This window comes from Modestobacter sp. VKM Ac-2978 (genome assembly GCF_026968025.1).
GTDB lineage: Bacteria > Actinomycetota > Actinomycetes > Mycobacteriales > Geodermatophilaceae > Modestobacter.
In genome coordinates, this window is the sequence record NZ_JAPVBP010000001.1 from 730,658 (window position 1) to 756,917 (window position 26,260).

Here is a 26,260-nt window from a genome sequence, read left to right on the forward strand (position 1 = left end):
AAGAGCGGGGTCAGCGGCGGTTCCCCCGGGTGAACGCTCGCCGCAGCCGCGCCGCCACGACCCCGGCCTCGTCGATCTCGGGCCACGTCCAGCGGGCCACCTCCCACCCGAGATCGCGCATCTCGTCCTCGCGCAGCTTCTCCCGGTAGACCGCGTCGCCGGCTGACTCGCCGGGGCGGAGCAGCCGTCCGTACTTGATCCGACCGTCGAACTCCCCGAGCGTGCGCGAGGCGACCCAGCCGAAGTCGCTGCGCCCGACCAGGGACCCGTCGCGCCGGCGCACCTCGACCTGCAGCTCCGGAGGGGTCAGGCCCGACCGAGCGAGCAGCACCCTGCTCCGGCTCTCACCGACGCTCTCGCTGCGCGCGTCGGCGAAGGCGATCACCCGAGCCGCCCGACGCGTTCCGGGCACGGAGCCCATCCGTTGCAGCACCACCCTGAGCTGCGCGGCGGTGGTGGAGCCGAATGCGAGCGCGGCGTCGGCCGTGACGACCGCCGACTCGAACGTCAGCGTCCGGGCGAGGTCGACGACGGTCCGGGTGACGTCGGTCGTGAGCACGCCGTCCACCACGGTGGTCTCCTCGGCGTCCAGCCGGGCGACGTGCAGGTGCACCCGCCTGCTGCTGGCTCCGGACGCGGGGGGAGTGCGGGTCACGTGCACGCGGGCCGAGCCGACCCGCCACGTGGGCAACCCGTGCAGGACTGCTGCCGAGCCGTGGCTGACGGCTCCCGGCAGTCGGAGCCCCGCCACGGTCGCGATGATGACCGCTCGGGCGCGAGCAGCTGGATCAGCGTGCGGGTCGATGTACGCCCCGCGCTGCAGGCGGTCGAGCTGCTCGGAGCGGACCAGGCGCGCCAGCTCGCCGTCGTCGAAGCCCTGGCGCACCGCCGATGCGCGCAGCAGCACCCCAGAAGGCAACGGGTCGGTCATCCAGCCAGCCTGGCCGTTTCCGCCGCTCCAGGGAGGGGCGGCGGTCAACTTGTGGACGAGGACTGACATCGCTCTTGCGCCGGAAGCCGCGCCACGGCGCCGTTGCAGCAGCGGACATCCGAGCGCAACTGCGCGAGAGTGCAGGCCGGGCGTCAGGAGGGGGCGGGCTCGTCCGCCGGGGCCGAGCTCGGCCGGGCGCCGCGGGCCGGCGGCGGTGGCGTGCTGGCCCAGCGCAGCAGACCGACGGCGACCCAGCCGGCGCCCAGGCACCACAGCAGGCGGGTGGCGACGTCGTCCACGGTGAAGTCACCGCGCAGTCCCAGCAGGAACACCGGGATGGCCAGCACGAAGCCGGTCACCACGACGTCCCAGCGGAACGGGCTGATCACGCCTCCATCTCCTCCAGCCGCTCACACAGCAGCGAGGCCCAGCGGTGGGCGGTGGCCCGGGTGCCGTCGACCATGGCCACCGGCACCGGGACGTGGTTCAGCGCGGCAGCCGGGTCGGCGGTCGAGTCGGTGTCCTCGACGACGACGGCGTCCAGGCGGGGCAGCCCGTCCAGCCACGGGACGAGGTCCTCGGGCTTGCGGGTGGCGTCCATGACCGCCCAGACCGCCGACGGCGACCAGACCTGGAGCATGTGCTCCATCCACGGCCCGCCGGACGTGCGCAGCGGGGCGTCCACGGCGACGACGGTGACCGCGCCGGTCGCCGCGCTGGTCCGGCGGCGTGCCAGGGCGGTCTCCAGCGAGGTGATCCGGCTGGACTCCGGGGCCAGGCCGGCGAGCGCACCGGAGGCGGCCCACAGCACGGCCTCGGGCTCCAGCCGCAGCGAGGAGGCCAGCGACCGGGCGGCGGCGAAGGTCTCGGCGCCGGGGCCGACCAGCATCAGCACGTCGCCCGGCTCCGTCGGCGCCGGCGGAGCTGCGGGCAGCCGCTCGGACAGGGTCCGGGTCAGCGCCGCGTACACGCCGCGGGCGGCCGCGTCACTGGTGAAGTCCGGCCCCAGGAGCGAGTCGGGCAGCCCGAGGGTCAGCAGCCGGATGACCAGCTCCTCGGGCCCGCTCATCGGGTAGGGGGCCAGCGCCGTCGACGACGGCGCGGGGACCAGCCGGGTCACGGTCGCCAGGCGGCCGCCGGGTTCGTCGGCGGCCGGCAGCGCGGCGGCCGGACGGGGCGCCACCGGGAGAGGGGTCGGGCGGGTCGAGGCCTGCGGACGGCCGGACAGCGCGGGGCGGGTGCTCGCCGGCACCGGCGGGCGCGACCGGCGGACCGGCGGGACACCGGGACGGGAGGCCAGCAGCGGCTGCTGTCCACCGCCGAAGTGCCCCGGCGGCATCAGCGACAGCGGCGGCAGGACGGTGGTGGCGTCCAGCGGCAGCGGAGCCGGGTCGCTCGCGGTCCGCGCCATGGCGGGCGCCATGACCGGGGACATGACCGGGGACATGACCGGGGACATGACCGGGGACATGACCGGGGACATGACCGGCGACATGGCCACCGGGACGGCGAACCGCTCCCGCTGGTCGGTCGATGGTGACTCCATGATGCGGACCTCCTCGGCCGGGGACTCGTCGACGACGACGGCGTCCACGACGAGGTTCTGGGCGGCCGCGAACTGCGCCGCACGCTGTGCGACCCGGGCATCGCTGGCGTAGCTGGTGTGGGCGTCGGTCCGGTAGGCGCCGGTGTCGTAGGCGTTGGGCTCGGCGGCGGTGGTCTGGTAGGCCCACGGCTGCGGGACGTCGCGCACCCGGTCCTCGGTGACCGCCGGGGCCGGCCAGGCGCGCGAGGCAGCGGCCTCGATGATCGCTGACGCGGCCGCGAGCGCGGCGTCACCGTCCTGGGCGGCCTCGGCGGCGGTGCGGTCGGCACCCGCCTCGGGGGAGCGGTGCCGGCCGCGACCGGAGCCGTTGGCGGCCAGGACCTCCTCGAGCAGGTCGGCCAGCTCCTCGTCCGCACTCCGGACGGACTCGACCATCGACAGGGCCGGGGTCGCCGCCTCGAGGCGGGCGAGCTCCGTGCGGGCGGCGTCGATCCGGGCCGCCTCGGCGGCGGCCTCGGCCTGACGACGGGCGGCCTCAGCGGCGGCAGCGGCCTCGGCCCGGAGGCGGGCGGCCTCCGCAGCAGCGACGGCCTCGGCAGCAGCCTGGACCCGGGCCGCCTCGAGGGCAGCAGCAGCCTCGGCCTGGATCCGTGCGGCCTCGGCGGCAGCGTCGGCCTCGGCCTGGACGCGGGCGGCCTCGGCGGCAGCGTCGGCCTCGGCCTGGACGCGGGCGGCCTCGGCGGCAGCGTCGGCCTCGGCCTGGACCCGTGCTGCCTCGGCGGCAGCGTCGGCCTCGGCCTGGACCCGTGCTGCCTCGGCGGCAGCGTCGGCCTCGGCCTGGAGGCGGGCGGCCTCGGCGGCCGCGGCAGCCTCGGCCTCCGCCTGGATGCGGGCTGCCTCGACCCGCGCAGCCTCGACCCGCGCAGCCTCGACCCGCGCAGCCTCGGCCTGCACCCGGGCGGCCTCGGCGGCAGCCGCCTCGATGCGCGCCGTGGCCAGCCGGGCGGCCTCCGCCGCGGCTGCCTCGACCGCTGCCGTCTGGGCTGCGGCCGCCTCGGCCGCAGCCAGCTCCGCAGCAGCGGCCACGGCGGCGTCCTCGACAGCGGCGTCGGCCGCCGCCTGCACGGGGCTCGAGGCGACCATCCGGGTGAGCGCCGCGGCGAACGGCGAGGGGCCCGAGGGCTGCTCGGCGACCGGCGCCGGGGCGGGCCCCGGCGCCAGGTCCTCCGGCGCGAGCATCAGCGTGTGCTTGCTGGGGGTGAACGGCTTGGCCGCCGCCGGGCTCGCGGCGGCGGTCGCCGCACGCGCCGGCCGCGCCGTGGACCGGGCGGCCGAGGGAGAGCTCGTCGAGGAGGGGGCCGACCGTTCGGTCGACGGCGCCGCAGCTGCGGTCGGCTCGGGCGCGGTCCGCACCGAGCCGGAACGGCCGTAGAGGTCCACGGCCGGGCTGCCCTGGGCCGCTGCCCCCAGCAGGTCGGCGAGCTCCTTCATCCGGTCGTCCATCGACGGCCCGGCCGGGCGTGCGGGGGCGGCCGGGTCCTTCAGCACGGCGGCCGAACCGGTGCTCGGCCCGGTGGCCGGCCCGGCCGCGGGCACCTCGACCTCGGCGATGAACCGCTCGTTGGTGAAGAAGCCGAACATGCCGCCGGAACGGATGCGGCGCACCCCGACCACTCGGGCCGAGGCCCCGAACTCTGCACGCGCGGCCGCGATGGCCTCGTCACGCGTGGCTGCCTCAACGGATCGCGACGGCACCGCTCACCACTCCCAGCGACTCGATCTGTGCCGTGCGGGACACCTCGTTGTACGAGATGACCGACAGGCGGGGCAGGACCTGGCGGACCAGGCGGGACAGTGCGGCTCGCACCTGCGGTGAGCAGACGAGCACGGGGGAGAGGTTCAGGCGCTCTGCGTCGTCGAGGAGCTCGGTGCAGCCGCGGACGAGGACGTCGACGGTGTGCCCGTCCAGGGCGAGCACCTGGCCGCCCTCGGTGGGGCGCACGGCCTCCAGGAGCCGCTGCTCGAACGACGGCTCGAGGGTGATGACGTGCAGTCGCTCCTCCTCGGTCACGTACGGGTGGCTGATGGCCGCGCCGAGGGCGGCGCGGGCCGCCTCGACCAGGCCGTCGAGGTCGGTGGAGACCTTGGCCCGCAGGGAGAGGGCCTCGAAGATGCGCACCAGGTCGCGGATCGACACCCCCTCGTCCAGCAGGGCCTGCAGCACCCGCTGCACCTCGCCGAGGCTGAGCAGCGCCGGGGTGAGCTCGTCGGCGACGGCCGGGTGCGAGCGGCGGATCATCTCGACCAGCACCTTGACGTCCTCCCGGCCCAGCAGCGCCGAGGCGTTCTGCCGGACGACCTCGGCCAGGTGGGTGGTGATGACCGAGGAGCGGTCGACGACGGTCGCGCCGGCCATCTCGGCCTGCCGCTGCAGCTCGGCGGGCACCCACTTGGCGGCCAGCCCGAAGACCGGCTCCCGGGTCGCCTTGCCCGGCAGCCCGTCGAGGTGGTCACCGATGGCGAGGACCGTGCCGGCCGGGGACGTGCCCTTGGCCGCGGGGACGCCGTTGAGCCAGATGACGTACTGCGAGGCGGGCAGGTCCAGGTTGTCCCGGGTGCGGACCAGCGGGATGACCAGCCCGGTCTCCATGGCGACCTTGCGGCGCAGCGCCTTGACACGGTCGAGGAGGTCGCCGCCGCGGGCGGTGTCCACCAGCTCGACCAGGTCGAAGGCGACCTCCAGCTCCAGCGGGTCCACCCGCATCCGGTCGGCGATCGCCTCGGGGGAGTCCGGCTGCGGCTCGGCGGCGACGGCGTCCGCGGGCGTGCCCTCGTCGTCGTCCTCGTCGACCTGGTCGGTGAGCCGGGTGGAGATGAACAGGACCAGGCCGCCGATCAGCAGGAACGGCAGCTTGGGCAGGCCGGGGATCAGGCACAGGGCCAGGGCCGCGAGGCCGGCGATGCGCACCGGCTGCTTGGCGCGGCTGAGCTGGCTGATCAGGTCCGAGCCCATGTCGCCCTGGGAGGCCGAGCGGGTGACGATCAGGCCGGTGGCGGTGGAGATCAGCAGCGCCGGGATCTGGGAGACCAGGCCGTCGCCGACCGACAGCAGCGAGTAGGTGGTGACGGCCTCGCCCGGGGCCATGCCGCGCTGCAGCACGCCGATCGCGAAGCCGCCGATCAGGTTGATCAGCGTCACGATGATGGCGGCGATGGCGTCGCCCTTGACGAACTTGCTGGCGCCGTCCATCGAGCCGTAGAAGTCGGCCTCGGAGGTGACCTCCATGCGCCGCTTGCGGGCCTGCTTCTCGTTGATCAGGCCGGCGTTCAGGTCGGCGTCGATGGCCATCTGCTTGCCGGGCATCGCGTCGAGGGTGAAGCGGGCGCCGACCTCGGCGACGCGGCCGGCACCGTTGGTGATGACGACGAACTGGATGATCGTGAGGATCACGAAGATGACCAGGCCGACGATCAGCGAGCCACCGATCACGAAGTGCCCGAAGGCCTCGATGACCTTGCCGGCGTAACCGTCGGTGAGGACCAGCCGGGTCGAGGAGACGTTGAGCGCCAGGCGCATCAGCGTCGCGATCAGCACCAGGGACGGGAAGATCGCGAAGTCCAGCGGCCGCCTGATGTTCATCGACACCAGCAGGATCAGCAGCGACCCGACGATGTTCAGTGCCAGGAGCAGGTCCAGCACCGGGGCCGGCAGCGGCACCACGAGCATCAGGACGATCGAGACGACCCCGATGGGGACGGCGGCCTTCGTCAGCTTTCCCACGAGACCTCGTTCCTGTGCGGTGCGCTACGGCGGCGGAGGAATGCGCCGGTGCGCCCCCCACCGCCTTCTCGGCAGTCCGGGGAACGGGCGGTACCGCTGGGCGGGGCCGCCACACCGTGCGTCACAACCGCTCCGCGGGCCTCAGGGAGACCGGTCAGCGGCGCCGGCCGGCGCGAGGGAGCCCTTCGGTCGCCGGTGCCTCGAAGCCGGGCCGGTGCATGCCGCCGCTCACGCCGCGCGCCGAGAGGTGCATGACGAAGGCCAGCACCCGGGCGACGGCGGTGAACAGCTGGGCCGGCACCTCCTGACCCAGGTCGCAGGAGGCGTGCAGGGCCCGGGCCAGGGGGATGTCCTGGACCATCGGGACCTTGCACTCCTCGGCCCGGGCCCGCAGCCGGGCGGCCATCTCGTCGGCGCCCTTGGCCACCACCCGGGGGGCGCCCTTCAGCGGGTCGTACTTGAGCGCGACGGCGACGTGGGTGGGGTTGACCAGCAGGACGTCGGCGTCGGCGACCTCGGCCATCATCCGGTTGCGGGACATCGACAGCTGGGTGGAGCGGCGCTGGGCCTTCATCTGCGGGTCGCCCTCGGCCTGTTTGTGCTCCTGCTTGATCTCGTAGACGCTCATCTTGAGCTGCTTCATCATCTTGTGCCGCACCACCACGTAGTCGGCGACCGCGATGACCAGGCCGGTGATGCCCACGACGCGGAACATCAGCACCGCGGAGTCGGTGAAGGTGTGCACGACCTCCGACAGCGGCAGCGCGCCGGAAGCGGAGACCAGCTGCATGGCGTTGTCGGACGTCACGCCGATGACGGTCGCCAGCGCAACGGTCTTGATGATCGCCTTGGTCGCCTCCCAGACGCCCTGGGTGCCGAACATCCGCTTGATACCCGGGAACGGGTTCAGCTTCTTCAGTGTCGGCTTCATCGCCTTCGTGGCGATCGTGACCCCGCCCTGGGACGCCGAGGCGATGGTGCCGATCACCATCATCGCCAGCGCCATCGGCAGCAGCGCGGTCATGAAGACGGCCAGCGCGGTGCCGAAGAGCGCCTGCATCGTGGCCTGCTCGGGGTCGTTGGCGATCACCCCGACCTGCACGAAGAGCTCCTGGATGGAGCTGAAGGCGCCGCCCACGAGCATGGGCAGCAGCACGCTCGCCGCGGCCGCGCCCAGCCAGGTGCCCAGTTCCTGGGTGCGCGGGATCTGCCCGTCCTTGCGGGCCTTCTTCAGCTTCTGCGGTGTCGGCTTCTCTGTCTTCTCCCCGCCGGGACCGTCCTTGGCCATCAGTCACCTCCTCCCGGTCAGCCGCTGCGCAGCGAGGTCATCGCGTCGAGCGCGGAGTCCAGGAGCCCGTCCAGCGCCGGCGGCAGCAGCGGGAAGGTCAGCCCCAGCAGGGTCAGGGTGATCATGATCTTGAGCGGGAACCCGAAGGCGAAGATGTTCAGCGCCGGCGCGGCCTTGGACAGCAGGGCGAGCGCGACGTCGGCCAGCAGCAGCACCGCCACCAGCGGCCCGGCGATCTGCAGCGCGGCCAGGAACATCATCGAGAAGGCGGTGATCAGGACCGAGCCCAGCTGGTCGGTGGGCAGCGAGCCGCCCACCGGCAGCCCTTCATAGGAGGTGACGAAACCCCGCACCAGCAGCAGGTGGCCGTTGCTGGTGAACAGCAGGGTGATGGCGAGCAGGTAGTGCAGCCGGCCGATCACCCCCTGCGTGGTCAGCGACATCGGGTCGTAGGCCGGCTGCAGGGAGAACCCGCCGGTCACGTCGATCAGGTCACCGGCCAGCTGGACGGCGCTGAACAGCAGCTGGACGACGAAGCCCAGTGCGGCGCCGATGACCGCCTCGGTGACCGCAGTCCCGATGAGGAAGCCGGCGGTGACCTCCGGGATGGTGCCGGAGATGTGCGGGAACGTGACCAGGGCGATGCAGAGGGCGAGTGCGCCCTTGACCACCCGCGGGATGCCGTTGGAGTTGAACGGCGGGGCGAGGGCGATGAACCCGGCAGCCCGCGTGCTGGCCAGCAGCAGCGCCGCGAGGGTCGCGGAGGGGACCTCGAGGTCCACTGCGGCCTCAGGTCCTGCCGAGCAGCCGCGGCAGCGACTCGAACAGCTGATCGGTGAAGGAGACCAGCTCCGAGAGCACCCAGTTGCCGGTCACCAGCAGCGCGATCGCCACCGCGATCATCTTCGGCACGAAGGACAGCGTCGGTTCCTGGATCTGGGTGGCCGCCTGGAACAGGGAGATCATGAAGCCGACCAGCAGGGCGGTCAGCAGGATCGGGGCGGACACCTTCGCCGCCACGATCATCGTCTGGGTGGCGATCTCGGTGACGTCGGCGTCGCTCATCCGTAGGACCCCACCAGTGCGGTGGTCACCAGCGCCCAGCCGTCGACGATCACGAACAGCATCAGCTTGAACGGCAGCGACACGATCGTCGGCGGCACCATCATCATGCCCATCGCCATCAGCGCGGCGCTGACCAGCATGTCCAGCACCAGGAACGGGATGAAGACGACCAGGCCGATGATGAAGGCGCTCTTCAGCTCCGAGAGCACGAACGCCGGGACCAGGGTCAGCATGCTCACCGATGCCGCGTCCGCCGGCGCCTCCTCACCGGAGAGCCCGACCATCAGCTTGAGCTCGTCGTCCCGGGTGTTGGCGAGCAGGAAGTCCTTCAGCGGCTCGACCCCGGTGTCGTAGGCGGCCGAGGCGTTCATGGTGCCGTCCAGGTAGGGCTGGACGGCGAGCTCGTTGATCTCGCTGAACACCGGGCCCATCACGAAGATGGTCAGGAACAGCGCGATGCCGGTGAGCACCTGGTTCGGCGGTGAGGTGGGCAGGCCCAGTGCGTTGCGGGTCAGCGCCAGCACCACGAGGATCTTGGTGAACGAGGTCACCAGCAGCAGGGCCGACGGCGCGATCGACAGCACGGTGATCGCCAGGATCAGCGTCACCGCGGTGCTCGGGCTGTCCCCGCCGATGGAGATGTCCAGGCCGCCGTCGTCCACGACTGGGGCGACCGGCTCGGACGGCGGGACCGGCGCGGTGGGGGCGGCCGAGGCGGGGCCGGCCAGCAGGAGCATCAGGACGACCGTGCCCAGCAGCAGCAACGGCAGCAGCCAGGCCGCGCGGCGGCGGGCGGGGCCGGACGTCGGCGGCGGCGCCGACAGCCGGACGGGGACGGCGGTCATCAGCGGCGCACCGTCCGCTCACGCAGCTCGTGCACGACCGACGTCCACGTGCCGCGGTCGAGCACCGAGCCGGCCAGGGCACCGTTGCCCGCCCGCGGCACCGGGACCCGGGCGGCAGGCAGCTCGGTGGTCTCGCCGTTGGCACCGACCGCAGGGCGGGCCTGGGCGGCGAGGGCGGCCTGCAGTTCCTCGTCCTCGACCTCGGCCAGCAGGGTGACGTGCTCCTCGGTCGAACCGACCACCAGCACCCGGCCGGCGACGCGCAGCACCGAGACGCTGCTGGCCCGGCCCATCCGCTGGCGGGCGACGACCTCGATGACGCCGGTGGGGCCACCGAGCCCGCGCTTCTTCGCGACCTTGCTGGCGAAGAGCAGGACCGCGGCGACGAACACCAGCGACAGGACCAGGCGGACGATCATCCAGCTCATGCGGGCGGAGTCCCGTACTCGCCGGCCTCGGTCACGATCTCGCTGATCCGCAGGCCGAAGTCCTCGTCGACGACGACGATCTCGCCGCGGGCGATCAGGGTGCCGTTGACCAGCAGGTCCGCCGGCGCACCGGCGGCGCGGTCGAGCTCGATGACCTCGCCGGGGTGGAGGGAGAGCAGTTCGGACACGGTCATCCGGGTCCGGCCGATCTCGACGGTGACCTCCATGGCCACGTTGCGCAGCAGGTCCAGGCTGCCGCGCCGCTCCCGCGGACGGGGCAGGGTGACCTGCAGGGCCAGCGTGGCGGCGATCTCCGTGCCGTTGATCAGCGGGACGGCGAGGAAGACGCCCTTGTCCCGCAGCCCGTCCAGCGCCGCGACGACGTCCTCGACCCGTTCGGCCGCCACCCGGACCCGGCCGAGGGCGCCGGCGGCGGCCTCGAGCGCGGGGCGCAGCGCGGTGGCGACGTCCATCGGCCCGACCGGGGAGTTGGTCAGCGCGCTGACGATCTCCTCGGAGAGCACCAGCACGATGTCGCCGCTGACCTCGCCGCCCAGTGCGGCGGTGACGGCCGCGCCGGGGGTCGGGGGGAGCGGGACCGACTCGGGGTCGGCCACCGTCTCCCCGGCCCGGAGGACGAGCTCGGCGGGCATGGCGGCTGCTGCGGCCTGGGCCGCGGCAGCGACGGCTGCAGCGATGGTGTCGGAGTCCGACGAGCGGTCGGTGCCGAAGGCGGTGGTCATGCGGGGTCCTTTCCGCCGGTCGAGGTGTCGGGGACGATCTCGGCCGCCAGGCGGCGCCGGTGGTTGCTGGGGAGGGCGTGGGCGAAGGTCACGTCGTTGGTGGTGACCTGCAGCGGGCTGTCCTGGGCGTGGCGGAGCAGCAGCACGTCGCCGACGGCCAGGGACAACAGGTCACCGGAGGGGACGTCCAGCGGGTTGAACCGCACGCTCACGTCGACGGGGACGTCGTTGATCCGCTCGGTGATCGCCTCGAGCGCCCGCTGCCGCTTGTGCTTCGCGACGTCCGACAGCTGCGGGGAGGCGGCGTTGTTCAGCGGGCCGGCGAAGGAGGCGAAGGGCAGCACGAGGGTGACCTCGGGCTCCCGGGCGCCGATCCGCATGCTGTAGGTCGCGACCATGACGGTCTCGGAACCGGAGGCGGCCTGGGCGAGCTGCGGGTTGTACTCGACGCTGTCCAGCGCGGGCGTCAGCGCGGTGACCGGGGCGAACGCCTGGCCGAGCTCGTCGAGCAGCCGGGCCAGGAGGTGGCCGGTGATGGCGCTCTCCATGCCCGTCATCGGCCGGTTCGGCTGGTCGCCGGCACCGGAGCCGCCGAGCATGTGGTCGACCATCGCCATCGCGGAGTCCAGCGGCCAGGCGAGCACGCCCTTGCCGGCCAGCGGCTCGAGGGTGAACGTCGCCACGAAGTACGACGACGGCAGGGTGGCGATGTAGTCGTCGTAGGAGAACTGCTCGATGCCGGTCAGCTCGACCCGGACGCCGGTGCGGAGCAGGGAGGTCAGGGTCGTCGTCGCCTGACGGGCGAAGGACTCCTGGGTGATCTGCAGGATCCGGACGTGCTCACGGGAGAGCTTCGTGGGACGACGGAAGTCGTAGGTGCGCGGTTCCCGGCGTCGGGCGCGCGCCTGCCCCTCGGGGAGTCGGGGGGCGGCGGCGCTCGGGGCGTCGGCCACGGTGTCGGACAGGCTCACGCATGTCCTCATCGGCGGGGGGCGCGGTGACCCTGACCGCCGGACACCAGCCGGCGCCGAGGAGCTCGGCGCCGGCTGGTGCGGCTGCTCCCCGGTGGGGACGGTGGGGGAGGAGCGGCTGGTGCGGTTGCTGGAGCGGCCCCCTCGCAGGGCCCCGGCACGAGCCTGCGAGTGCTGGGGGGCGAGGGGGTCCTTCCACTACTGGGTGACGTACTCCGTGTACCAGAGCTCGTAGACGTCGCCGTGGTAGGCCTCGACGACCGCCGCCTCGAACGCGGCCTTCATCGCCTCCCGGTTGGTCTGCACGTCGGACAGGGCTGCCCCGGAGAACTGGGAGATGGCGATGTCCATCGCCTTCGAACCGTCCGGGGTGGCGCCACCGCCGTGCCCGCCGCCACCGGCGTGCTCGTCGTAGGCGAGGGAGAACTGCAGCGTGAAGCCGAGCTTCAGGTAGCTCCCGCCGGCCAGGTTGATGGCCACCGACTCCACCGGGAGGACGACGCTGCCGGCCTCCGGCGCGGGCTCGGCAACCGCCTCGCCGCTGCCGCTGAAGACGAAGAAGTACGCGGCGGCGCCGATCGCCAGGACGGCGACCAGCCCCATGATCAGCAACTTCTTCTTGCCGCCGCCCATGGCGCCGTCGGCGTCCTCGGGCTCTTCCTGCTTCTTCTTGCTCATTCCTGGCTCCCCTCGGAGGTCGTGCCGTTGGCCTGGGTGGTCTGCGTGGTCTGGGTGGCCGCCTCGATGCCGGGCAGCAGTGCGTTGGCCTCGGGGGAGGCGGTGGACAGGAGGACGACGTCCACCCGTCGGTTCACGGTCACGTAGGACGGGTCGGTGTCGGGCACGAGCGGCCGGGTGTCGCTGTAGCCGACCGCCGACATCCGGTCCTGCCCGACGTCGTTGGCGTCGACCAGGTGCCGTAGCACGGTGGTGGCCCGGACGGCGGAGAGCTCCCAGTTCGACGGCCACGGGCCGCCGCGGGTGACCGGCAGCGAGTTCGCGTGGCCCTCGACCCGGACCAGGTTGGGCAGGTCCCGGATCGCCGGGCCCATGGCGTTGAGCACGGTCACCCCCTGTGGCAGGAGGGCCGCGGACTCCGGGGCGAAGAGCACCGGGTCGGAGACCACGCGCACGACCAGACCCCGCTCGTCGATGATGAACTGGGCTGCTCCGGACTGGCCGGCTTCGGCCAGCGCCGCGGCGATCGCTGCCCGCGCCGCCGCGAGCTGGTCGTAGGCCGACTCCGCCTCGGCGGCGACGGCCCGCGCCTTCGCCTCGGCGGCCGCCACCGCCGCTGCCTGCTCGGCCTCGGTCTGCGCGGTGCCGTCGATGGCGGCCTCCTGGGCCACCTGGACCGGCTTGAGCGGGCTGTCGTTCTCGATCGGCGCGGCGATGGCGGCGCCGTCGTTGAGGATGGTGACCGGGGCGCCGGCGCCGTCCCGCGCGCCGTTGGCGAAGGCGGTGAACTTGGCCAGGTCGATCGAGCTCATCGCGTAGAGCACCACGAACAGCACGAACAGCAGCGTCATCATGTCGAAGCCGGACACCAGCCACCGTTCGTGGTTCTCGTGCTCCTCGTGCTCCTCGTGCTTCTTGGCGCGGCGGCCACCGTGGCCGCCGTGCCCGCCGCCCTTGCTCATGCCGCCTCGCGCTGCTGCTCACTGGGCGGCACCAGCGAGGTCAGCTTGGCGCGCACGGTCCGCGGGCTGGTGCCCGCCTGGATCTCGGCGATGCCCTCGACGAGCAGCTCCATCTGCGCGGCCTGCAGCGCGCTGACCCGCAGGATCTTCGCGCCCATCGGCAGGAACCAGAAGTTGGCCGCCATGACGCCCCACAGCGTGGCGATGAAGGCCGCGGAGACCATCGGACCCAGCAGCTCGGGGTTGCTGAGGTTGCCCATCACGTTCATCAGGCCGACGATGCAGCCGAGGATCCCGATGGTCGGCGCGTAGCCGCCCATGTTGTTCATGAACTTGGCGGCGACCTTGTCCTCGGTCTTCTTCGCCGAGATCTCGCCCTCGAGGATGCTGCGCAGGTCCTCCGGGTCGGTGCCGTCGATGCTCATCTGCAGACCGCGCTTGAGGAACGGGTCGTCGATGTCCTTGACCTGGGCCTCGAGGGCGAGCAGGCCCTCCTTGCGGGCCTTCTCGGCCAGGCTGACCAGGACCTGGATCTGCTCGGTGGCCGGCGGCACCTTGGCCGGCAGCACGGCCATCTTGAACCAGTTGGGCATCTTCTTCAGGTCGTCCATCGTCTGGCTGGCCAGGGCCGCGCCGAAGGTCGCGATGACGACCAGGATGATCGCCGGGAGGAAGATCAGCGACGTCGGGTCGGCGCCCTCCAGGATCATGAAGAAGACCAGGGCGATGATGGAGACGACGAACCCGATCAGGGTGGCGGGGTCCATGGCTCAGCGCTCTTCTCGGCTCGGGAACGGCAGGACCGAGGAGTCCTCGGTGCCCTTCGCGTGGTGTGCGGTCGGCATCCGGTACTCGCCGCGGTCCATCTGGAAGGCGACCGCCTGGATGCTGGCCCGGTAGTCGCGGACCGCGCGGACCACCTCGTCGACGGTCTCGGTGACGACGTACTTGGTGTCGTCGCGGAGCGTGATGACGGTGTCGGGGTGGCCCTCCACGCGCTGGATGAGCTCGACGTTGAGCACGAAGTGCTCGCCGTTGAGGCGCGTCAGACGGATCACGGACTGCTCCAGGGGTCGGGTGTGGCGGTGTCGCCACGAACGGGCCTCATCGCGCCGCAGTCAGGTCATCGGCGTGTCGAGGGCGGTGCTTGAGCTGAACGGCCCGGTCCCCCCGACGGGGTGACCGGGCCATCCGCGCAGGTGAGCGCCTCACCCACCACCACAATGGCCATTTCGGTGGGGAGGGGGATCAGCGCTTGAGCTGGACCAGGTCCTGGAGGATCTCGTCGGAGGTGGTGATCACGCGGCTGTTGGCCTGGAAGCCGCGCTGGGCCACGATCAGGCCGGTGAACTCCTCGGCCAGGTCGACGTTGGACATCTCCAGCGCGCCGGCCGACAGGCTGCCGCGGCCACCGGTGCCGGCCTGCCCGACCAGCGGGTTGCCGGAGTTGTCGCCGGCCCGGAACGAGCTGTTGCCGGCCTTCTCCAGGCCACCCGGGTTGGTGAAGGTGGCCAGCGCGAGCTGCCCGATGTTCTGCCGCAGCCCGTTGGAGTAGATGCCGACGATCGTGCCGTCGTTGGCCAGCGAGTAGCCCTCCAGCACGCCCATGGCCGAGCCGCTCTGGGCCGTCGTCTTGGCCGCGGCGTCGCTCTTGCCACCGAACTGGGTGATGGCGGACAGGTCGATGTCCACGTCCTGCGTCCAGGCGGCGACGCCGGCGGCCGAGGTGGGCAGCTCGAACGTGGCCGGGTTCGGCGTCGCGAGGGTCCCGGCCTGGCGGGGCTGGCCGTTCGCGTCCAGGTAGGTGTTGCTGCCGTCGGCGAACTGCAGCGTGACGCTGCCCAGCGCGGTGCCGGTCGAGGTGGCCGTCGCGGTGGAGGTGTCGGTGAAGGTCACGTTCCAGCTGTTGGCCGGGGTGGCGTTGCGGGTCATCTCGACGTTGACCGGGTGGGCGTTGCCCAGGTCGTCGTACATGTTGACCTGGCTGGTCACGGGGGTCTCGCCGGCGACCACGGTGGCCGAGAGGTTGCCGGCCAGCGCAGCGCCGGTGGTGGCGACCGGGGCGAGCACCTGACCGGTGGGGATCCGCAGGTCCTGGATCGGGCCGTTGGGGTCGACGACCCCGAGCGCGTTGGCCATCCAGCCCTGCAGCTTCGCCCCGTCAGGGGTGACCAGGTTGCCGACGCCGTCGGTGTCGAAGGAGCCGGCCCGGGTGTAGAGCTGCTCGTTGCCGACCTTGGTCACGAAGAAGCCGTCGCCGCTGATCATGAAGTCGCTGGCCCGGCCGGTGTTCTGGGTCGAGCCCTGGCCGAAGTTCGTGGTGATGCCGGCGACCTTCACGCCGAGACCGACCTGCGCCGGGTTGGTGCCGGCGACGTCGCCGTTGGGTGCCGCGCCGTTGCGCAGCACCTGGCTCAGCGTGTCCTCGAAGACGGTCTGACTGGCCTTGAAACCGACGGTGTTGACGTTGGCGATGTTGTTGCCGGCGACGTCGAGCTTGGTCTGGTGGGCGCGCAGGCCGGAGATGGCCGAGAACATGGAACGAAGCACGGTGGAGCTCCTCGCGATCGGTGATCGGTGTGGGGGGAGGGCGGGGGCGCCGGGGTCAGCCGGCGGGCTTCGCCGGGGTGGTTGCGGGGGTGTCGACCTCGGGGACGGTGATCTCGGTGATCCGGCCCAGCGGCACGGCCTTGTCGCCGACCACCGCCCGCGGCTCGACGCCGCCGGTCACGATCACCGAGGAGACGGCACCGGTGACGGTGCTGCCGTCGTCGGCGGTGTAGGCGACGTGCTTGCCGACGAGCGCGCCGGCGCTCAGCGAGCGCTGCAGGGTGAGCAGCTCGGCGTTCTGCTTGGCGATCTCCTCGAGCTTCTCCACCTGGGTGAAGGTCGCGGTCTGCGCCATGAACTCGCTGCTGCTGGTCGGGTTGCTGGGGTCCTGAAAGCGCATCTGGGCGACCAGCAGCTTGAGGAAGGTGTCCTTGCCCATCTGGTCGGAGCGCGCGGTCGAGGTGGACGCGGTGGTGGTCGGCGTACCGACGGTCCCGGTGATCGGGGTGGTCATCGCACGGTCTCCAGATCAGACACGGACGTCCACGCCGGCTGACGTGGACTGGTCGGCGGCTCGCGCGGCACTGCCGGGGCCGAGGTGGTCGGCGGTCTGCCCGCCGCGGCGGGAGCCGCCCTGCTGGTCCGGCTGACCGGACCGGCCCTGCTGGTCGGCCCGGGCGTCGAAGAGCTCCTGCGCGGTCCGCGCGCCGGAGCCGGCGTTGCCGCTGTCCGCACCGACCTCGACCCGGCCGGTGGTCAGGCCGGCGCCGTCGAGCTCGCGGCGCAGGTCGGGCAGGGCATCGAGCAGTGCCTGCCGGCCGGCCTCGTGGGCCCCGTGCAGGGTCACCTCCAGGACGCCGCGGGTGACGGTGACCTGGACGGACACCGGCCCCAGGTCGTCCGGGGTGAGCACCACCGTCATCGTCTGGCTGCCGTCCGGGGCGTTGTGCAGGACGGCGAGCTGGCGGCCGAGCTGGGCGGCGACGGGGGTCTCTGCGGGAGCCGGCACCGGTGCGCCGGTGGCGGCGACCGGCGTGGCGGTGGCCGGCATCGGGCCGGGGACGGTGAAGACGGCGTCGGTCTCGGCGGCCGACGGGGCGACCCCGGTGGTCGCCGCGGTCGCGGTGGACTCGTCCCCGGTGGTCCCCGACCCGGTGTCGGCGGTGTCGGCGGCCCCGCCGGCGGTGGGCAGCGGCACCGGCGCCCCGACGCCGTCGGTCGAGGTCGCCGGGCCGGCCCCGGGCGCGGACCCGGCGGTCGGACCAGCCGCGGCCGGGGTGCCGAGCGGGTCGACGACGACGGTGAGCCCGGCGGCCTCGGCCAGCGCCGCGGCGGCAGCTGCGGCCGGCCCGGCCGTGGCCGGGGGAACGGGCGAGGTGGACACGTCGGGCGCGGTGGCCGGCGGCACGACCGCGGACACGGGGACGCCCGGCAGGGGGCCACCCGCGAGGGGGACCGAGCCGTCGACGGCCTGCCCGGTGCCGGTCACGACGCCGATCAGGCCGGCCGCGGCGGCCGCCGTCCCGAGGCCCGCGGTCGGCTCGGCGGTCAGGGGGGCGGCGGCGGCCAGCAACGCCCACAGCCCGGGCTGCAACGGCACCGGCGGAGCGGCGACGGTGTCGCTGCTGGCGTCGGTGGCCTCCGCCGCAGCGTCGGCCGCCGGTGCGTCGACGTCGGTGGCCGGCGCCTCGGACGGCCGGTCGGGGCGGTCGACGGCCGGGCGGTCGGGCCGGTCGACGGTCGGGCGGTCGGGCGACCGGACGGCGGACCGGTCCGAGGCGCGCTCGGCCGCGCGGTCGGCGGCCCGCTGGGACGACCGGGACGGTGCGCGCTCGCTGCCGAGCGCGTCGTCGAGGGCGCTGGCGAACGCCGGTGCCCGGTCGCTGCCGGAGGACCGGCCGGTGGAGCCGTGGGTGGCGGCACCGGAGCGGGCCGGGGCCGAGATCACCGGCAGGGTGGTCGTGCTGGTCATGCGTAGGCCTCCGCGGCTCTGGTGACCTTCTGGACGTAGGACTGCGTCTCGGCGTAGGGCGGGATGCCGCCGTGGCGCTGCACCGTGCCCGGGCCGGCGTTGTAGGCGGCGAGCGCCAGCTCGGTGGAGCCGAACTGCTTGGTCAGCTGGCTCAGGTAGCGGGCGGCGCCGTCGATCGAGGACGCCGGGTCGGTGGCGTTCACGCCGAGCCCCTTGGCGGTGGCGGGCATGAACTGCATCAGCCCGGTGGCGCCCGCGGACGACACGGCGGAGCTGTTGAAACCGGACTCGGTCTTGGCGACCGCGGCCAGGAGGGCGGGGGAGACCCCGTGCCGGGCGCCGGCCTGGGTGAACAGGTCGGCGTACGGCACCCCGGCGAGGCCGCCGCCGGCAGCGGCGGTGACCGGCGAGGTGGTCGTGTTCTCCGGCAGCACCCGGCGGATGAGGGTCGGCTTGCCGACGTCCTGCACCTTGACCACGTCGCCCTCCTGCGGGGCGGCGATCATCTTGCCGCCGCCGATGTAGAGCCCGACGTGGTCGATGCCCGGCCGGGAGGGCGTGTTGTCGAAGAACACCAGGTCGCCGGGCTGGGCCTCGGCCAGAGAGGCGACCGGCCGGCCGGCGGTGGCCTGCTGGGACGACGTGCGCGGGATGCTGATGCCGAGGTCGGCATAGACGCGCTGGGTGAAGCCCGAGCAGTCCAGGCCGGTCGCCGGGTCGGTGCCGCCCCACTTGTAGGGGACGCCGAGGTACTTGGTGGCCGCGCCGACCACCTCGGCACCGGTCCCGGTCGCTGCGGTGGTCGCCGCGGTGGCGCTCGTGGGGCTGCTGCTGGTGAGGCCGGCGGCGGAGGCCGCGCTGGTCCAGGCGGCGTTCTGGGTCACCGGGGGCGCGAAACGCGCCTGGATCTGCCCGATCCGGCTGTGCACCGCGGTCAGTCCGTCCACGTCGTCTCCTCCTCCCTGCTCGTCCTGGTGCTGTGCTGGCGGGTGACCAGGTCGTCGACCACCCGTTCCTCGGCGGCGTCGGCCGCTGCCTGCAGGGCCGCCACGTGCCGCTCGCGCAGCCGTTCGAGTCCCTTGGTGCGCTGTGCGGCGGCGGTCCACCGGGCGCGGACCAGTTCCGCCTGCTCGGCGCGTGCGACGGCCACTGACCGTGCAGCAGACACATCGGCAGCCGCGGCGGCCGATGCGACCATCGCGGCGATGAAGGCCGCGCCGGTCGGGTGCCCGGGCAGCGCGCGCTGGGTCAGTGCGGCGACGTCGCGCTCGACGCGCTCGGCCGCCTCGGTCGCCTCGCGGGCGGCCTGGGCCGAGGCGAGTGCGGCGGCCCGCTCCTCGGTCCGGCGCAGCTTCAGCACCGGTTCCAGCCGGAAGGCCGGCTGCTTCACCGCGGGTCGCTCACGCCGTGGTGGCGATCGCGTGCAGTCGGGCGAACGCCTCGGGGGTCGAGGTCGGGTCGTCCACGGCCTGCCGCAGGAAGGCGTCGATCTGCGGCACCAGCCGGCGGGCCCGGTCGACGAGCGGGTCGGAACCGCTCTGGTAGGCGCCGATCTCGATCAGCTCCCGCACGTCGCGCAGCGCCGCCATCATCCGGCGGACCTCCCGGGCGTCGGTCATCTGCGGCGACGGGACGATCGTGGTGGCGACCCGGGAGATCGACTCCAGCACGTCGATGGCCGGGAAGTGCCCGGCGGTGGCGAGCTTGCGGGTGAGCACGACGTGCCCGTCGAGGATCGACCGGGCGGTGTCGGCGATCGGCTCGTTGTGGTCGTCGCCCTCCACCAGCACGGTGTAGAGGCCGGTGATCGAGCCCGTGGTGGACGTGCCCGCCTTCTCCAGCAGCTTCGGCATCATCGCGAAGACGCTCGGCGGGTACCCGCGGGTGGCCGGTGGCTCGCCGGCGGAGAGCCCGACCTCCCGCTGGGCCATCGCCGTGCGGGTGATCGAGTCCATCATCAGCAGCACGTCGCGGCCCTGGTCGCGGAACCCCTCGGCGATCCGGGTGGCGACGAACGCCGCCTTCAACCGCACCAGCGGTGGCTCGTCGGAGGTGGCGACGACGACGACGGTGTTCGCCATCCCCTCCGGGCCGAGGTCCTCCTCGAGGAACTCCCGGACCTCGCGGCCGCGCTCACCGATCAGCCCGATCACGCGCACGTCGGCGTCGGTGCCCCGGGTGATCTGGCTCATCAGCGTCGACTTGCCGACGCCGGACCCGGCGAAGATGCCCAGCCGCTGCCCGCGGCCGACCGGGACGAGGGTGTCCAGGGCCCGGACGCCGGTGGCGAGCTGCCGGCTCACCCGCGCCCGGGTCAGCGCGTTGGGCGTCTGGCTGGTGAGGTCGACGTACCGGATCGCGTTGCCCAGTGGCGGGCCGCCGTCCATGGGCCGGCCGAGCCCGTCGAGCACCCGGCCGAGCAGCGCCTCACCTACCGGCACCTGCAGGGGCATGCCGGTGGCCCGCACCCGGGCGCCGGAGCGGACCCCGGAGAGGTCGCCCAGCGGCATGCAGGTCAGCCGGTCCCGCTGCACGGCGACCACCTCGGCCAGCAGCGGCTGGGGGCCGGTGCGGACCTCGACCAGGTCGCCGACGGCGGCCGAGACGCCCTCGACGCTGAGGGTGAGCCCCATCGCGCCGGTGACGATGCCGGTCAGCTGGGGACGGGCGGCGGCGCGCGCTCGGTCGATGAGGTCGTTGCTGTCCAGGGCGTCGACGGCGGTCCTCACGAGCGGAGCACCTCGCGGACGCGGTCCAGCGCCGCACTCAGCTGGGCGTCGACCCGCTGGGTGCCGGCCTCGGCCACGGCGCCGGCCCGCTCGACGGCGTCGTCACCGCGGACGGTGACCGACGCGGGCAGCTGGGCCAGCGCCTCGGCCGGGACCTCGGCGAGGTCGTCGGGGTGCAGCCGGACGACGACCGGCACGTCGTCGGGGCACAGGGTCATGGCCCGGCGCAACGCGTCCAGGCCGGGCTCGGCGGCCACGGCCAGTTCTCGGCCGAACAGGTCGCCGACCAGGATGACGACGGCGTCCAGGATGCTGTCCCGCAGCTCGTCGACCACCGGGGCGGCGGTGCCGTCCAGGCGCTCGACGGCGGCGCCCATGGCCGCGGTGGCCGAGGCCAGCCGACGCTCCCAGCGGGCCTGCACCTCGGCGAGCCGCTCCTCGGCGGCCTGCTCGGCCGCGCGGACGACCTGCTCGGCGGCGAGCACGCCCTCGGCGTGGCCGGCCGCCCAGCCCTCCCGGCGGGCCTCCGCCCGCAGTCGGGCCAGCTGCTCGGCGTAGACCTCGCCCAGCCGGAGCCCGACCCGGGTGGTGGCGGCCTGGTCGCTGTGCGCCGCCGTCGGGTGCGCCGTCCCGGGGTCGACCGGAGCGGCGGGGGGGACGACGGAGGGCGCCCGGGGCGCCCGAGGTGGGGGGACCGGTGCAGCCGGGGCTGGTGCAACGGCGTCCTGCGCGGCGGGGCGCACCGCCGACGGCCGTCCCCACACCGGCGCACCCTGGGGCACGCGCTGGTAGGGGACGGCGCCGGCCGCCGGCGCCCCGCGCAGCAGCAACGTCTCCCGTCCGCTGCCGTCAGGCGACGAAGTCATCCTCACCGCCCCGCGAGATGGTCAGTGCGCCCTGCTCCTCGAGGGTGCGGATGACCGCCACGATCTTGGCCTGGGCCTCCTCGACCGTCCGGGTGCGGACCGGGCCGAGCAGCTCGATCTCCTCGAGCAGGTTCTCCCCGGCACGCTCGGAGAGGTTGCGGACCACCTTGTCCCGGACGTCCTGCTTGACGCCCTTGAGCGCGGTGGCCAGGTCGTTGGCCTCGACGTCGCGCAGCACCAGCTGCAGCGACCGGTCGTCGATGGTGACGATGTCCTCGAAGACGAACATCTGCGAGCGGATCCGCTCGGCCAGCTCCGGGTCGCTGTTCTCCAGCCACTCCAGGATCGAGCGCTCGGTGGGCCGCGAGGAGCGGTTGATGATCTCCACCAGCGTCTCCACGCCACCGACCGTGGCCATGTCCTGGTAGGCCAGCAGCGACCCCATCCGGCGGCCGAGCTCCTCCTCGACCATCCGGACCATCTCCGGGGCGGTGCGGTCCATCAGCGCGATGCGGTAGGCGACGTCGGCCTGCTGGTCCGGCGGGAAGCCCGAGAGCACCTCGGCCGACTGCGGTGCGGGCAGGTGCGCCAGCACCAGGGCGACCACCTGCGGGTGCTCGTCCTTGAGGAAGGTGACCAGCTGCCGGACGTCGCTGTTGCGCAGCGAGGCGAAGGGCAGCTCGGTGTAGACGACGTTGAGCCGGGAGAGGATGCCGTCGGCCTTCTCCTCGCCCAGCCCGGCGGCGAGCACCTCGCGGGCGAACTCGATGCCGCCGGTGCCGACGAAGCGGCGGGCCTGCATGAGGGTGTGGAACTCCCCGAGCACGTCGTCGACGTCGGTGCCGCTGACCCGCTGCAGGCCCATGAGCTCGCCGGTCAGCTTCTCGACCTCGGAGGGGCGCATCTGGGCGAGCACGGCCCCGGCCTCCTCCTTGGTCAGCTGGGCCAGGAACACCGCGGCCTTGCGCAGCCCCGGCAGCTCCTTGCGGGGCTTGGCGAGCTGGGCGGGCGACGTCGTCGCCGGTACCCCGACGAGCTGTTCGACGCTGGCGATGCTCACTGCTCAGCTCCCTTCGCGATGCTCACGGCAGTCCTCTTGTCCCTGGACGCCACCGGCGTCCACCCCCTGCATCGGCAGTCCGGGGCCCCACCCGGCAGGGCTCCCGGGAGTGTCCGGGCCCCGCCGGGGGAGGCCCCGGACCGTGTGCTCACTTGGCGTCGGCGAACCAGCCGCGCAGCATCGTGGCGACCTCGTCGGGACGGTCGCTGACCATCTCCGAGATCTCGCCCCGCACGCGCTCACGCTGCTGGGCCTCGATCAGCGCCGCCCGGTCGTCGAGGGCCGCGTCCCGGACGCTCTCGACCTGGATGCGCTCGTCGACCTCGTCGTCCTCGTACTCCTCGTACTCCTCGCGGTTGCGCCGCGAGCGCAGCCACACGATGAGCACCAGCAGGGCGATGCCGAGGGCGATGCCACCGGTCTTGATCATCGACCACATCTGGGCGGTCTTCTCCGCCTCCTGGGCGGCCGCCAGGTCGGCGGCAGCCTGCTCGGCGGCGGTCTGGTCGAAGGCCATCGCGGCGACCGTGATGGCGTCACCGCGGGCGACGTCGAGGCCGACCGCGTTGCCGATCAGGTCCTGGACCTGCGCCTGGTTCAGCGCGCCGGCCGCGGCCTGGTCCATCACCACGGAGACGGTCAGCCGCTCGACGGCACCGGGCGCCCCGGCGACCGTCTCCACGGTCTTGTCCACGGCGTTGTTCCGGGTGGCGGTCTCCTTGTCGTACGCGGACTCGCCGTTGCCGTTGACCCCGAGGTCCTCGGCGCCCAGCACCCCGCCGACGGCTGCGCCGGCGCCGGTGTAGCTCTCGACGGTGGTGCTCTCCGACAGCGCCGGGGTGTCGGCGTTGTAGTCGTAGCTCTCGATCGTGGTGTCCCGCTTGGAGAAGTCCAGGTCGGCACGGACGGAGACGACGGCGTTGCCCGGGCCCGCGACCCGGTCGAGGATCTGCTGGGCGTTGGCCGCCAGCCGCCCCTCGAACTCCTGCTCCATCTGCGACTGGGCGTCCCCGGCGGCGGAGGAGGCGCCCTCCCCGGCGGCGGAGAGGACCGCGCCGGTGGAGTCGGCGACCGTGACGTCGGCCGGGTCCATCTTCTCGATGCTGGAGGAGACCAGGTGGGTGACCGCCTGCACCTGCTCGCCGGCGAGGCTGGTGCCGGGGGCGAGGTCCAGCAGGACCGAGGCGGTCGGCTTGCCCTCCTCGGTGGCGAAGACGTCGTCCTTGGGCAGCGCGACGTGCACCACTGCGGACCGGACGCCGTCCAGCGCCTTGAGGGTGGTGGCGAGCTCCCCCTCCAGCGCACGCTGGTAGGAGACCTGCTGCTGGAACTCGCTGGTGGTGATGCCCTGCTCGTCGAGCAGGGAGTAGCCGGTCTCGTCGCCGGCCGGCAGGCCCTGGCCGCTCATCGCCAGACGCAGGTCGTAGACGGCGTCCTTGGCCACCATGATCGTCTGGCCGCCGTCGGTGAGCTCGTAGGCGACGCCCTGGGCGTTGAGCTCCTCCACGATCGCCGAGGCGTCGGTGGAGGCCAGGTTGCTGAACAGCGGCGACAGCGTGGGCGCGGTGACCCACCGGGTGAAGAAGAAGCCGCCGAGCAGCAGCCCGGCCAGGAGCAGACCGATGACGATCTTCTGGCCGGCGCTGATCGTGGCCAGCAGCGTGCGGACCCGCTCGAGCGGGCCGTTGAGCGCGGCGGGCATCAGATCTGCATCCGCATGATCTCGGTGAACGCCGCGACCGCGGAGTTCTTCAGGGTCACCACGGTGTCAGTGGCCAGCCGGGCCTCGGTGCTGGCGATCGTGTAGTCGTGCGCGTCCTGCAGGTCGCCGGTGGCGGCCTGCAGCGCGAGGGCGTCCGCCTTGCCCTGCACGGCGTTCAGCGAGTCGATCGAGCCGCTGAGGACGGCGGCGAAGCCACCGTCGCCGGAGACCGACCGGGGTGCGGCGGCCGAGGCGGCACCGGAGACCCCGGTGACGTCGGTGATCCCGGGCATCCCGATGGAGATGCCGGCGATGGGTGAGGTCATGGTCAGCCCTTCCCGAGCTGGAGGGCCTGCTGGTAGGCCTCGGTGGCGCTCCTGATGGTGGCCAGGTTGGCCTGGTAGCCGCGCTGGGCCATGAGCAGCTGGGTCATCTGGTCGCCGAGGTCGATGTCCGGGTAGCGGACGTAGCCCTCGTCGTCGGCCAGGGGGTTGGTCGGCTCGTAGACCAGCCGGCCCTCGGCGCTGCCGAGCTCGGTGCCGGCGACGCGCACGCCGCCCTGGCCGGAGCCGTACTGGACCGCCTCGGCGACGATCATGCGTTCCCGGAAGGCGTCCTCGCCCGGGGCGTTGACCGTGTTGATGTTGGCCATGTTGTCCGCGACGGCGTCCATCCACTTGCGGTGGACGAACAGCGACGAGCCGCCGATGCGCAGCGTGTCGAAGACCGCCATCACTGGGTCCGCAGGGCGGAGCGCAGCAGGGCGTACTTGCCGTCCAGGGCGCTGATCGACAGCTGGTAGCGCAGCCCGGTCTCGGTCGCCATGACCGTCTCGGTGTCCAGGTTGACGTTGTTGCCGTCGGTCCGGGTCGGGTCCATCGAGCGGGTGACGGTGCGCTGGCCGCCCGCCGGGACCTGACCGTTGACGATCTCGGCCTGCAGGGTGGACTCGAAGTCGACCCGGCCGGCGAGGAAGCCCGGCGTCTGGATGTTGGCGATGTTGTCGGCGGTCACCCGCTGGCGCTGCTGCAGCCCGGTGAGGGATGCGTGCAGCGCCGTCATGGTCGAGTCGGTGATCACCGGACGCCCAGCAGGGAGCGACGGAGCACGAGGTACCTCCGGGTACGGCGAGTTGCGCGCACAGGCGATGCCTGCGAGCGAAGGGGCCGCCGATCCGTGGCGAGGTGGTGCATTCCGTGCACTTCTGTCATCGGCAGTCAGCGCCGCGATGATGACCATGTGCACTCGATCGAGCGCACGAGGTGACAGAACGCGAACGTCCCCCGGGGCCGAAGTCGCGACTTCGGTCCCGGGGGACGGGGAGTGCGGTGGTGCTTTGTGGCTAGAGCACCCGGTCGATGAAGGAGGCGACCGGCCGGGTCGGTGCGTAGGACATCCGGGCGGCGACGTCCCGCTGCTTCTGCGACTGGGTGATCCGCTCGACCAGTGCCTCGGCGACCGCCAGCTGGTGCTGCAGCAGCCGGGCGGCGCGCTCGCGCAGGTCGTCGGGCAGCGGGCCCAGGTTGCTCGGCGGGATCCAGTCGGTCGACCGTCGTCCCCAGGCCGCGATCTCCTCGGCCCGGCCGCGGGCGAGGGTCTCCTCGGCCTGGTAGACGTCGCCCTCGAGCGCGTCGAGCACCGCCGGCCAGTTCCGGGCCTCGCCGACCAGCGCGGGGACGTCCCCGACCCGGTTGCGCCCGGCGGCCGGGCCGCCGGTCATGCGGGAGCCGCTGCGAGGGAGGCCGCGGCCTCCCGCCACGCGTCGCGCAACGGCTCGACGATCTTGCGGCAGTCGGCGACCCGGCGGAGGTCGCCCTTCACGATCGCGGAGCCGAGCTCGGTGATCAGCCAGTTGTAGAGGGCGGCCAGCCGGGGAGCGCCCTCCCAGGCGTCGACCTGCAGGCTCTCCAGCAGACCGAAGACGACGTCCTGGGCGTGCTGCAGCTGCTCGGTCGCCGCCTCGCGGTCGCCGGCGGTCAGGGCGGTGTGGCCGCGCTCCAGGTCCAGGGCGAGTCGGTCGTACAGCATCACCAGCAGTCGCTGCGGGGAAGCGGTCGTGACCGTGTCACCCAGGTAGCGGGCGCGGAGGGAAGCGGTGCTCATCGGTTCGGGGCTCCAGGGGAAGACGCGGCGGCGGGTCGGG

29 protein-coding genes are annotated in these 26,260 nt (G+C 73.2%); all 29 read right to left on the reverse strand.

Annotation, left to right across the window (positions count from 1 at the left end):
• Positions 1-10: 10 nt before the first annotated feature.
• Positions 11-931, reverse strand: a complete 921-nt coding sequence (locus tag O2W53_RS03465; protein WP_269161637.1) for a type IV toxin-antitoxin system AbiEi family antitoxin domain-containing protein — start codon at positions 929-931, stop codon at positions 11-13.
• A 152-nt stretch (positions 932-1,083) separates the two neighbouring features.
• Positions 1,084-1,320, reverse strand: coding sequence for a hypothetical protein (locus tag O2W53_RS03470; protein WP_269161638.1), 237 nt, complete (start codon positions 1,318-1,320; stop codon positions 1,084-1,086).
• Entirely contained in the window at positions 1,317-4,142 is a 2,826-nt protein-coding gene (locus O2W53_RS03475) for a hypothetical protein (protein WP_269161639.1), read from the reverse strand. The genes O2W53_RS03470 and O2W53_RS03475 overlap by 4 nt, the downstream gene beginning before the upstream one ends.
• A gap of 70 nt (positions 4,143-4,212) precedes the next feature.
• Positions 4,213-6,258 carry a flagellar biosynthesis protein FlhA gene (gene flhA / locus O2W53_RS03480; RefSeq protein WP_269161640.1) on the reverse strand — a complete coding sequence of 682 codons (2,046 nt, stop codon included), beginning with the start codon at positions 6,256-6,258 and terminating at the stop codon, positions 4,213-4,215.
• Between the two features lie 154 nt (positions 6,259-6,412).
• Positions 6,413-7,546: an EscU/YscU/HrcU family type III secretion system export apparatus switch protein gene (locus O2W53_RS03485; RefSeq protein ID WP_269161641.1), complete on the reverse strand. Its 1,134-nt coding sequence runs from the start codon at positions 7,544-7,546 to the stop codon at positions 6,413-6,415.
• Positions 7,547-7,563: 17 nt separating this feature from the next.
• Positions 7,564-8,328, reverse strand: a complete 765-nt coding sequence (gene fliR / locus O2W53_RS03490; protein ID WP_269159997.1) for a flagellar biosynthetic protein FliR — start codon at positions 8,326-8,328, stop codon at positions 7,564-7,566.
• 7 nt (positions 8,329-8,335) lie between these two features.
• Positions 8,336-8,611 (reverse strand): flagellar biosynthesis protein FliQ, encoded by a 276-nt coding sequence (fliQ, locus tag O2W53_RS03495; RefSeq protein ID WP_036336255.1) that lies wholly within the window; start codon positions 8,609-8,611, stop codon positions 8,336-8,338.
• Positions 8,608-9,456: a flagellar type III secretion system pore protein FliP gene (gene fliP, locus O2W53_RS03500; RefSeq protein ID WP_269161642.1), complete on the reverse strand. Its 849-nt coding sequence runs from the start codon at positions 9,454-9,456 to the stop codon at positions 8,608-8,610. Before fliP ends, fliQ begins: the two co-directional genes overlap by 4 nt.
• Positions 9,456-9,884 carry a FliO/MopB family protein gene (locus O2W53_RS03505; protein WP_269161643.1) on the reverse strand — a complete coding sequence of 143 codons (429 nt, stop codon included), beginning with the start codon at positions 9,882-9,884 and terminating at the stop codon, positions 9,456-9,458. Before O2W53_RS03505 ends, fliP begins: the two co-directional genes overlap by 1 nt.
• Positions 9,881-10,627: a flagellar motor switch protein FliN gene (fliN, locus tag O2W53_RS03510; RefSeq protein ID WP_269161644.1), complete on the reverse strand. Its 747-nt coding sequence runs from the start codon at positions 10,625-10,627 to the stop codon at positions 9,881-9,883. The genes O2W53_RS03505 and fliN overlap by 4 nt, the downstream gene beginning before the upstream one ends.
• Positions 10,624-11,598, reverse strand: coding sequence for a flagellar motor switch protein FliM (locus O2W53_RS03515; RefSeq protein WP_269161645.1), 975 nt, complete (start codon positions 11,596-11,598; stop codon positions 10,624-10,626). Before O2W53_RS03515 ends, fliN begins: the two co-directional genes overlap by 4 nt.
• Before the next feature lie 198 nt (positions 11,599-11,796).
• Positions 11,797-12,276 (reverse strand): flagellar basal body-associated FliL family protein, encoded by a 480-nt coding sequence (locus tag O2W53_RS03520; protein WP_269161646.1) that lies wholly within the window; start codon positions 12,274-12,276, stop codon positions 11,797-11,799.
• Positions 12,273-13,238: a flagellar motor protein MotB gene (locus O2W53_RS03525; RefSeq protein ID WP_269161647.1), complete on the reverse strand. Its 966-nt coding sequence runs from the start codon at positions 13,236-13,238 to the stop codon at positions 12,273-12,275. Before O2W53_RS03525 ends, O2W53_RS03520 begins: the two co-directional genes overlap by 4 nt.
• Positions 13,235-14,005, reverse strand: coding sequence for a motility protein A (locus tag O2W53_RS03530; RefSeq protein ID WP_269161648.1), 771 nt, complete (start codon positions 14,003-14,005; stop codon positions 13,235-13,237). The genes O2W53_RS03525 and O2W53_RS03530 overlap by 4 nt, the downstream gene beginning before the upstream one ends.
• Positions 14,006-14,008: 3 nt before the next feature.
• The gene (locus O2W53_RS03535) at positions 14,009-14,296 is read right to left on the reverse strand and encodes a flagellar FlbD family protein (protein ID WP_269161649.1); all 288 of its coding nucleotides are present in this window, start codon (positions 14,294-14,296) and stop codon (positions 14,009-14,011) included.
• A 190-nt stretch (positions 14,297-14,486) separates the two neighbouring features.
• Positions 14,487-15,788, reverse strand: coding sequence for a flagellar hook protein FlgE (locus tag O2W53_RS03540; RefSeq protein WP_269161650.1), 1,302 nt, complete (start codon positions 15,786-15,788; stop codon positions 14,487-14,489).
• 55 nt (positions 15,789-15,843) lie between these two features.
• Entirely contained in the window at positions 15,844-16,302 is a 459-nt protein-coding gene (locus O2W53_RS03545) for a flagellar hook assembly protein FlgD (RefSeq protein WP_269161651.1), read from the reverse strand.
• A 15-nt stretch (positions 16,303-16,317) separates the two neighbouring features.
• Positions 16,318-17,760: a flagellar hook-length control protein FliK gene (locus tag O2W53_RS03550; RefSeq protein ID WP_269161652.1), complete on the reverse strand. Its 1,443-nt coding sequence runs from the start codon at positions 17,758-17,760 to the stop codon at positions 16,318-16,320.
• Positions 17,757-18,707, reverse strand: a complete 951-nt coding sequence (locus tag O2W53_RS03555; RefSeq protein ID WP_269161653.1) for a transglycosylase SLT domain-containing protein — start codon at positions 18,705-18,707, stop codon at positions 17,757-17,759. The genes O2W53_RS03550 and O2W53_RS03555 overlap by 4 nt, the downstream gene beginning before the upstream one ends.
• Positions 18,695-19,150, reverse strand: coding sequence for a flagellar export protein FliJ (locus O2W53_RS03560; protein ID WP_269161654.1), 456 nt, complete (start codon positions 19,148-19,150; stop codon positions 18,695-18,697). Before O2W53_RS03560 ends, O2W53_RS03555 begins: the two co-directional genes overlap by 13 nt.
• A 10-nt stretch (positions 19,151-19,160) precedes the next feature.
• Positions 19,161-20,489: a FliI/YscN family ATPase gene (locus O2W53_RS03565; protein ID WP_269161655.1), complete on the reverse strand. Its 1,329-nt coding sequence runs from the start codon at positions 20,487-20,489 to the stop codon at positions 19,161-19,163.
• Positions 20,486-21,355: a FliH/SctL family protein gene (locus tag O2W53_RS03570; protein WP_269161656.1), complete on the reverse strand. Its 870-nt coding sequence runs from the start codon at positions 21,353-21,355 to the stop codon at positions 20,486-20,488. Before O2W53_RS03570 ends, O2W53_RS03565 begins: the two co-directional genes overlap by 4 nt.
• Positions 21,339-22,415 carry a flagellar motor switch protein FliG gene (gene fliG / locus O2W53_RS03575; RefSeq protein WP_269161657.1) on the reverse strand — a complete coding sequence of 359 codons (1,077 nt, stop codon included), beginning with the start codon at positions 22,413-22,415 and terminating at the stop codon, positions 21,339-21,341. Before fliG ends, O2W53_RS03570 begins: the two co-directional genes overlap by 17 nt.
• A gap of 148 nt (positions 22,416-22,563) precedes the next feature.
• Positions 22,564-24,117 carry a flagellar basal-body MS-ring/collar protein FliF gene (gene fliF, locus O2W53_RS03580; protein WP_269161658.1) on the reverse strand — a complete coding sequence of 518 codons (1,554 nt, stop codon included), beginning with the start codon at positions 24,115-24,117 and terminating at the stop codon, positions 22,564-22,566.
• The gene (locus O2W53_RS03585; RefSeq protein WP_269161659.1) at positions 24,117-24,443 is read right to left on the reverse strand and encodes a flagellar hook-basal body complex protein FliE; all 327 of its coding nucleotides are present in this window, start codon (positions 24,441-24,443) and stop codon (positions 24,117-24,119) included. The genes fliF and O2W53_RS03585 overlap by 1 nt, the downstream gene beginning before the upstream one ends.
• 2 nt (positions 24,444-24,445) lie before the next feature.
• Positions 24,446-24,850, reverse strand: coding sequence for a flagellar basal body rod protein FlgC (locus O2W53_RS03590; RefSeq protein ID WP_269161660.1), 405 nt, complete (start codon positions 24,848-24,850; stop codon positions 24,446-24,448).
• Positions 24,850-25,179 carry a flagellar basal body rod protein FlgB gene (locus O2W53_RS03595; RefSeq protein WP_269161661.1) on the reverse strand — a complete coding sequence of 110 codons (330 nt, stop codon included), beginning with the start codon at positions 25,177-25,179 and terminating at the stop codon, positions 24,850-24,852. The genes O2W53_RS03590 and O2W53_RS03595 overlap by 1 nt, the downstream gene beginning before the upstream one ends.
• Before the next feature lie 280 nt (positions 25,180-25,459).
• Complete coding sequence (locus tag O2W53_RS03600; RefSeq protein ID WP_269161662.1) at positions 25,460-25,837, reverse strand: hypothetical protein; 378 nt, start codon at positions 25,835-25,837, stop codon at positions 25,460-25,462.
• A complete protein-coding gene (gene fliS / locus O2W53_RS03605) occupies positions 25,834-26,220 on the reverse strand; it encodes a flagellar export chaperone FliS (protein WP_269161663.1) in 387 nt (128 codons plus the stop codon). Before fliS ends, O2W53_RS03600 begins: the two co-directional genes overlap by 4 nt.
• Positions 26,221-26,260: the final 40 nt, after the last annotated feature.

Excerpts from the sequence above, each read along its gene's own strand:
- O2W53_RS03590 (WP_269161660.1), bottom strand. The coding sequence starts at position 24,850 with ATGGCGGTCTTCGACACGCTGCGCATCGGCGGCTCGTCGCTGTTCGTC.
- O2W53_RS03550 (WP_269161652.1), bottom strand. The coding sequence starts at position 17,760 with ATGACCAGCACGACCACCCTGCCGGTGATCTCGGCCCCGGCCCGCTCC.
- O2W53_RS03570 (WP_269161656.1), bottom strand. The coding sequence starts at position 21,355 with ATGACTTCGTCGCCTGACGGCAGCGGACGGGAGACGTTGCTGCTGCGC.
- O2W53_RS03595 (WP_269161661.1), bottom strand. The coding sequence starts at position 25,179 with ATGACGGCGCTGCACGCATCCCTCACCGGGCTGCAGCAGCGCCAGCGG.
- O2W53_RS03465 (WP_269161637.1), bottom strand. The coding sequence starts at position 931 with ATGACCGACCCGTTGCCTTCTGGGGTGCTGCTGCGCGCATCGGCGGTG.
- fliF (WP_269161658.1), bottom strand. The coding sequence starts at position 24,117 with ATGCCCGCCGCGCTCAACGGCCCGCTCGAGCGGGTCCGCACGCTGCTG.
- fliS (WP_269161663.1), bottom strand. The coding sequence starts at position 26,220 with ATGAGCACCGCTTCCCTCCGCGCCCGCTACCTGGGTGACACGGTCACG.
- O2W53_RS03530 (WP_269161648.1), bottom strand. The coding sequence starts at position 14,005 with ATGGACCCCGCCACCCTGATCGGGTTCGTCGTCTCCATCATCGCCCTG.
- fliP (WP_269161642.1), bottom strand. The coding sequence starts at position 9,456 with ATGACCGCCGTCCCCGTCCGGCTGTCGGCGCCGCCGCCGACGTCCGGC.
- fliQ (WP_036336255.1), bottom strand. The coding sequence starts at position 8,611 with ATGAGCGACGCCGACGTCACCGAGATCGCCACCCAGACGATGATCGTG.
- fliN (WP_269161644.1), bottom strand. The coding sequence starts at position 10,627 with ATGACCACCGCCTTCGGCACCGACCGCTCGTCGGACTCCGACACCATC.
- O2W53_RS03505 (WP_269161643.1), bottom strand. The coding sequence starts at position 9,884 with ATGAGCTGGATGATCGTCCGCCTGGTCCTGTCGCTGGTGTTCGTCGCC.
- O2W53_RS03585 (WP_269161659.1), bottom strand. The coding sequence starts at position 24,443 with ATGACCTCACCCATCGCCGGCATCTCCATCGGGATGCCCGGGATCACC.
- O2W53_RS03520 (WP_269161646.1), bottom strand. The coding sequence starts at position 12,276 with ATGAGCAAGAAGAAGCAGGAAGAGCCCGAGGACGCCGACGGCGCCATG.
- O2W53_RS03600 (WP_269161662.1), bottom strand. The coding sequence starts at position 25,837 with ATGACCGGCGGCCCGGCCGCCGGGCGCAACCGGGTCGGGGACGTCCCC.
- O2W53_RS03485 (WP_269161641.1), bottom strand. The coding sequence starts at position 7,546 with ATGGCCAAGGACGGTCCCGGCGGGGAGAAGACAGAGAAGCCGACACCG.
- O2W53_RS03525 (WP_269161647.1), bottom strand. The coding sequence starts at position 13,238 with ATGAGCAAGGGCGGCGGGCACGGCGGCCACGGTGGCCGCCGCGCCAAG.
- O2W53_RS03545 (WP_269161651.1), bottom strand. The coding sequence starts at position 16,302 with ATGACCACCCCGATCACCGGGACCGTCGGTACGCCGACCACCACCGCG.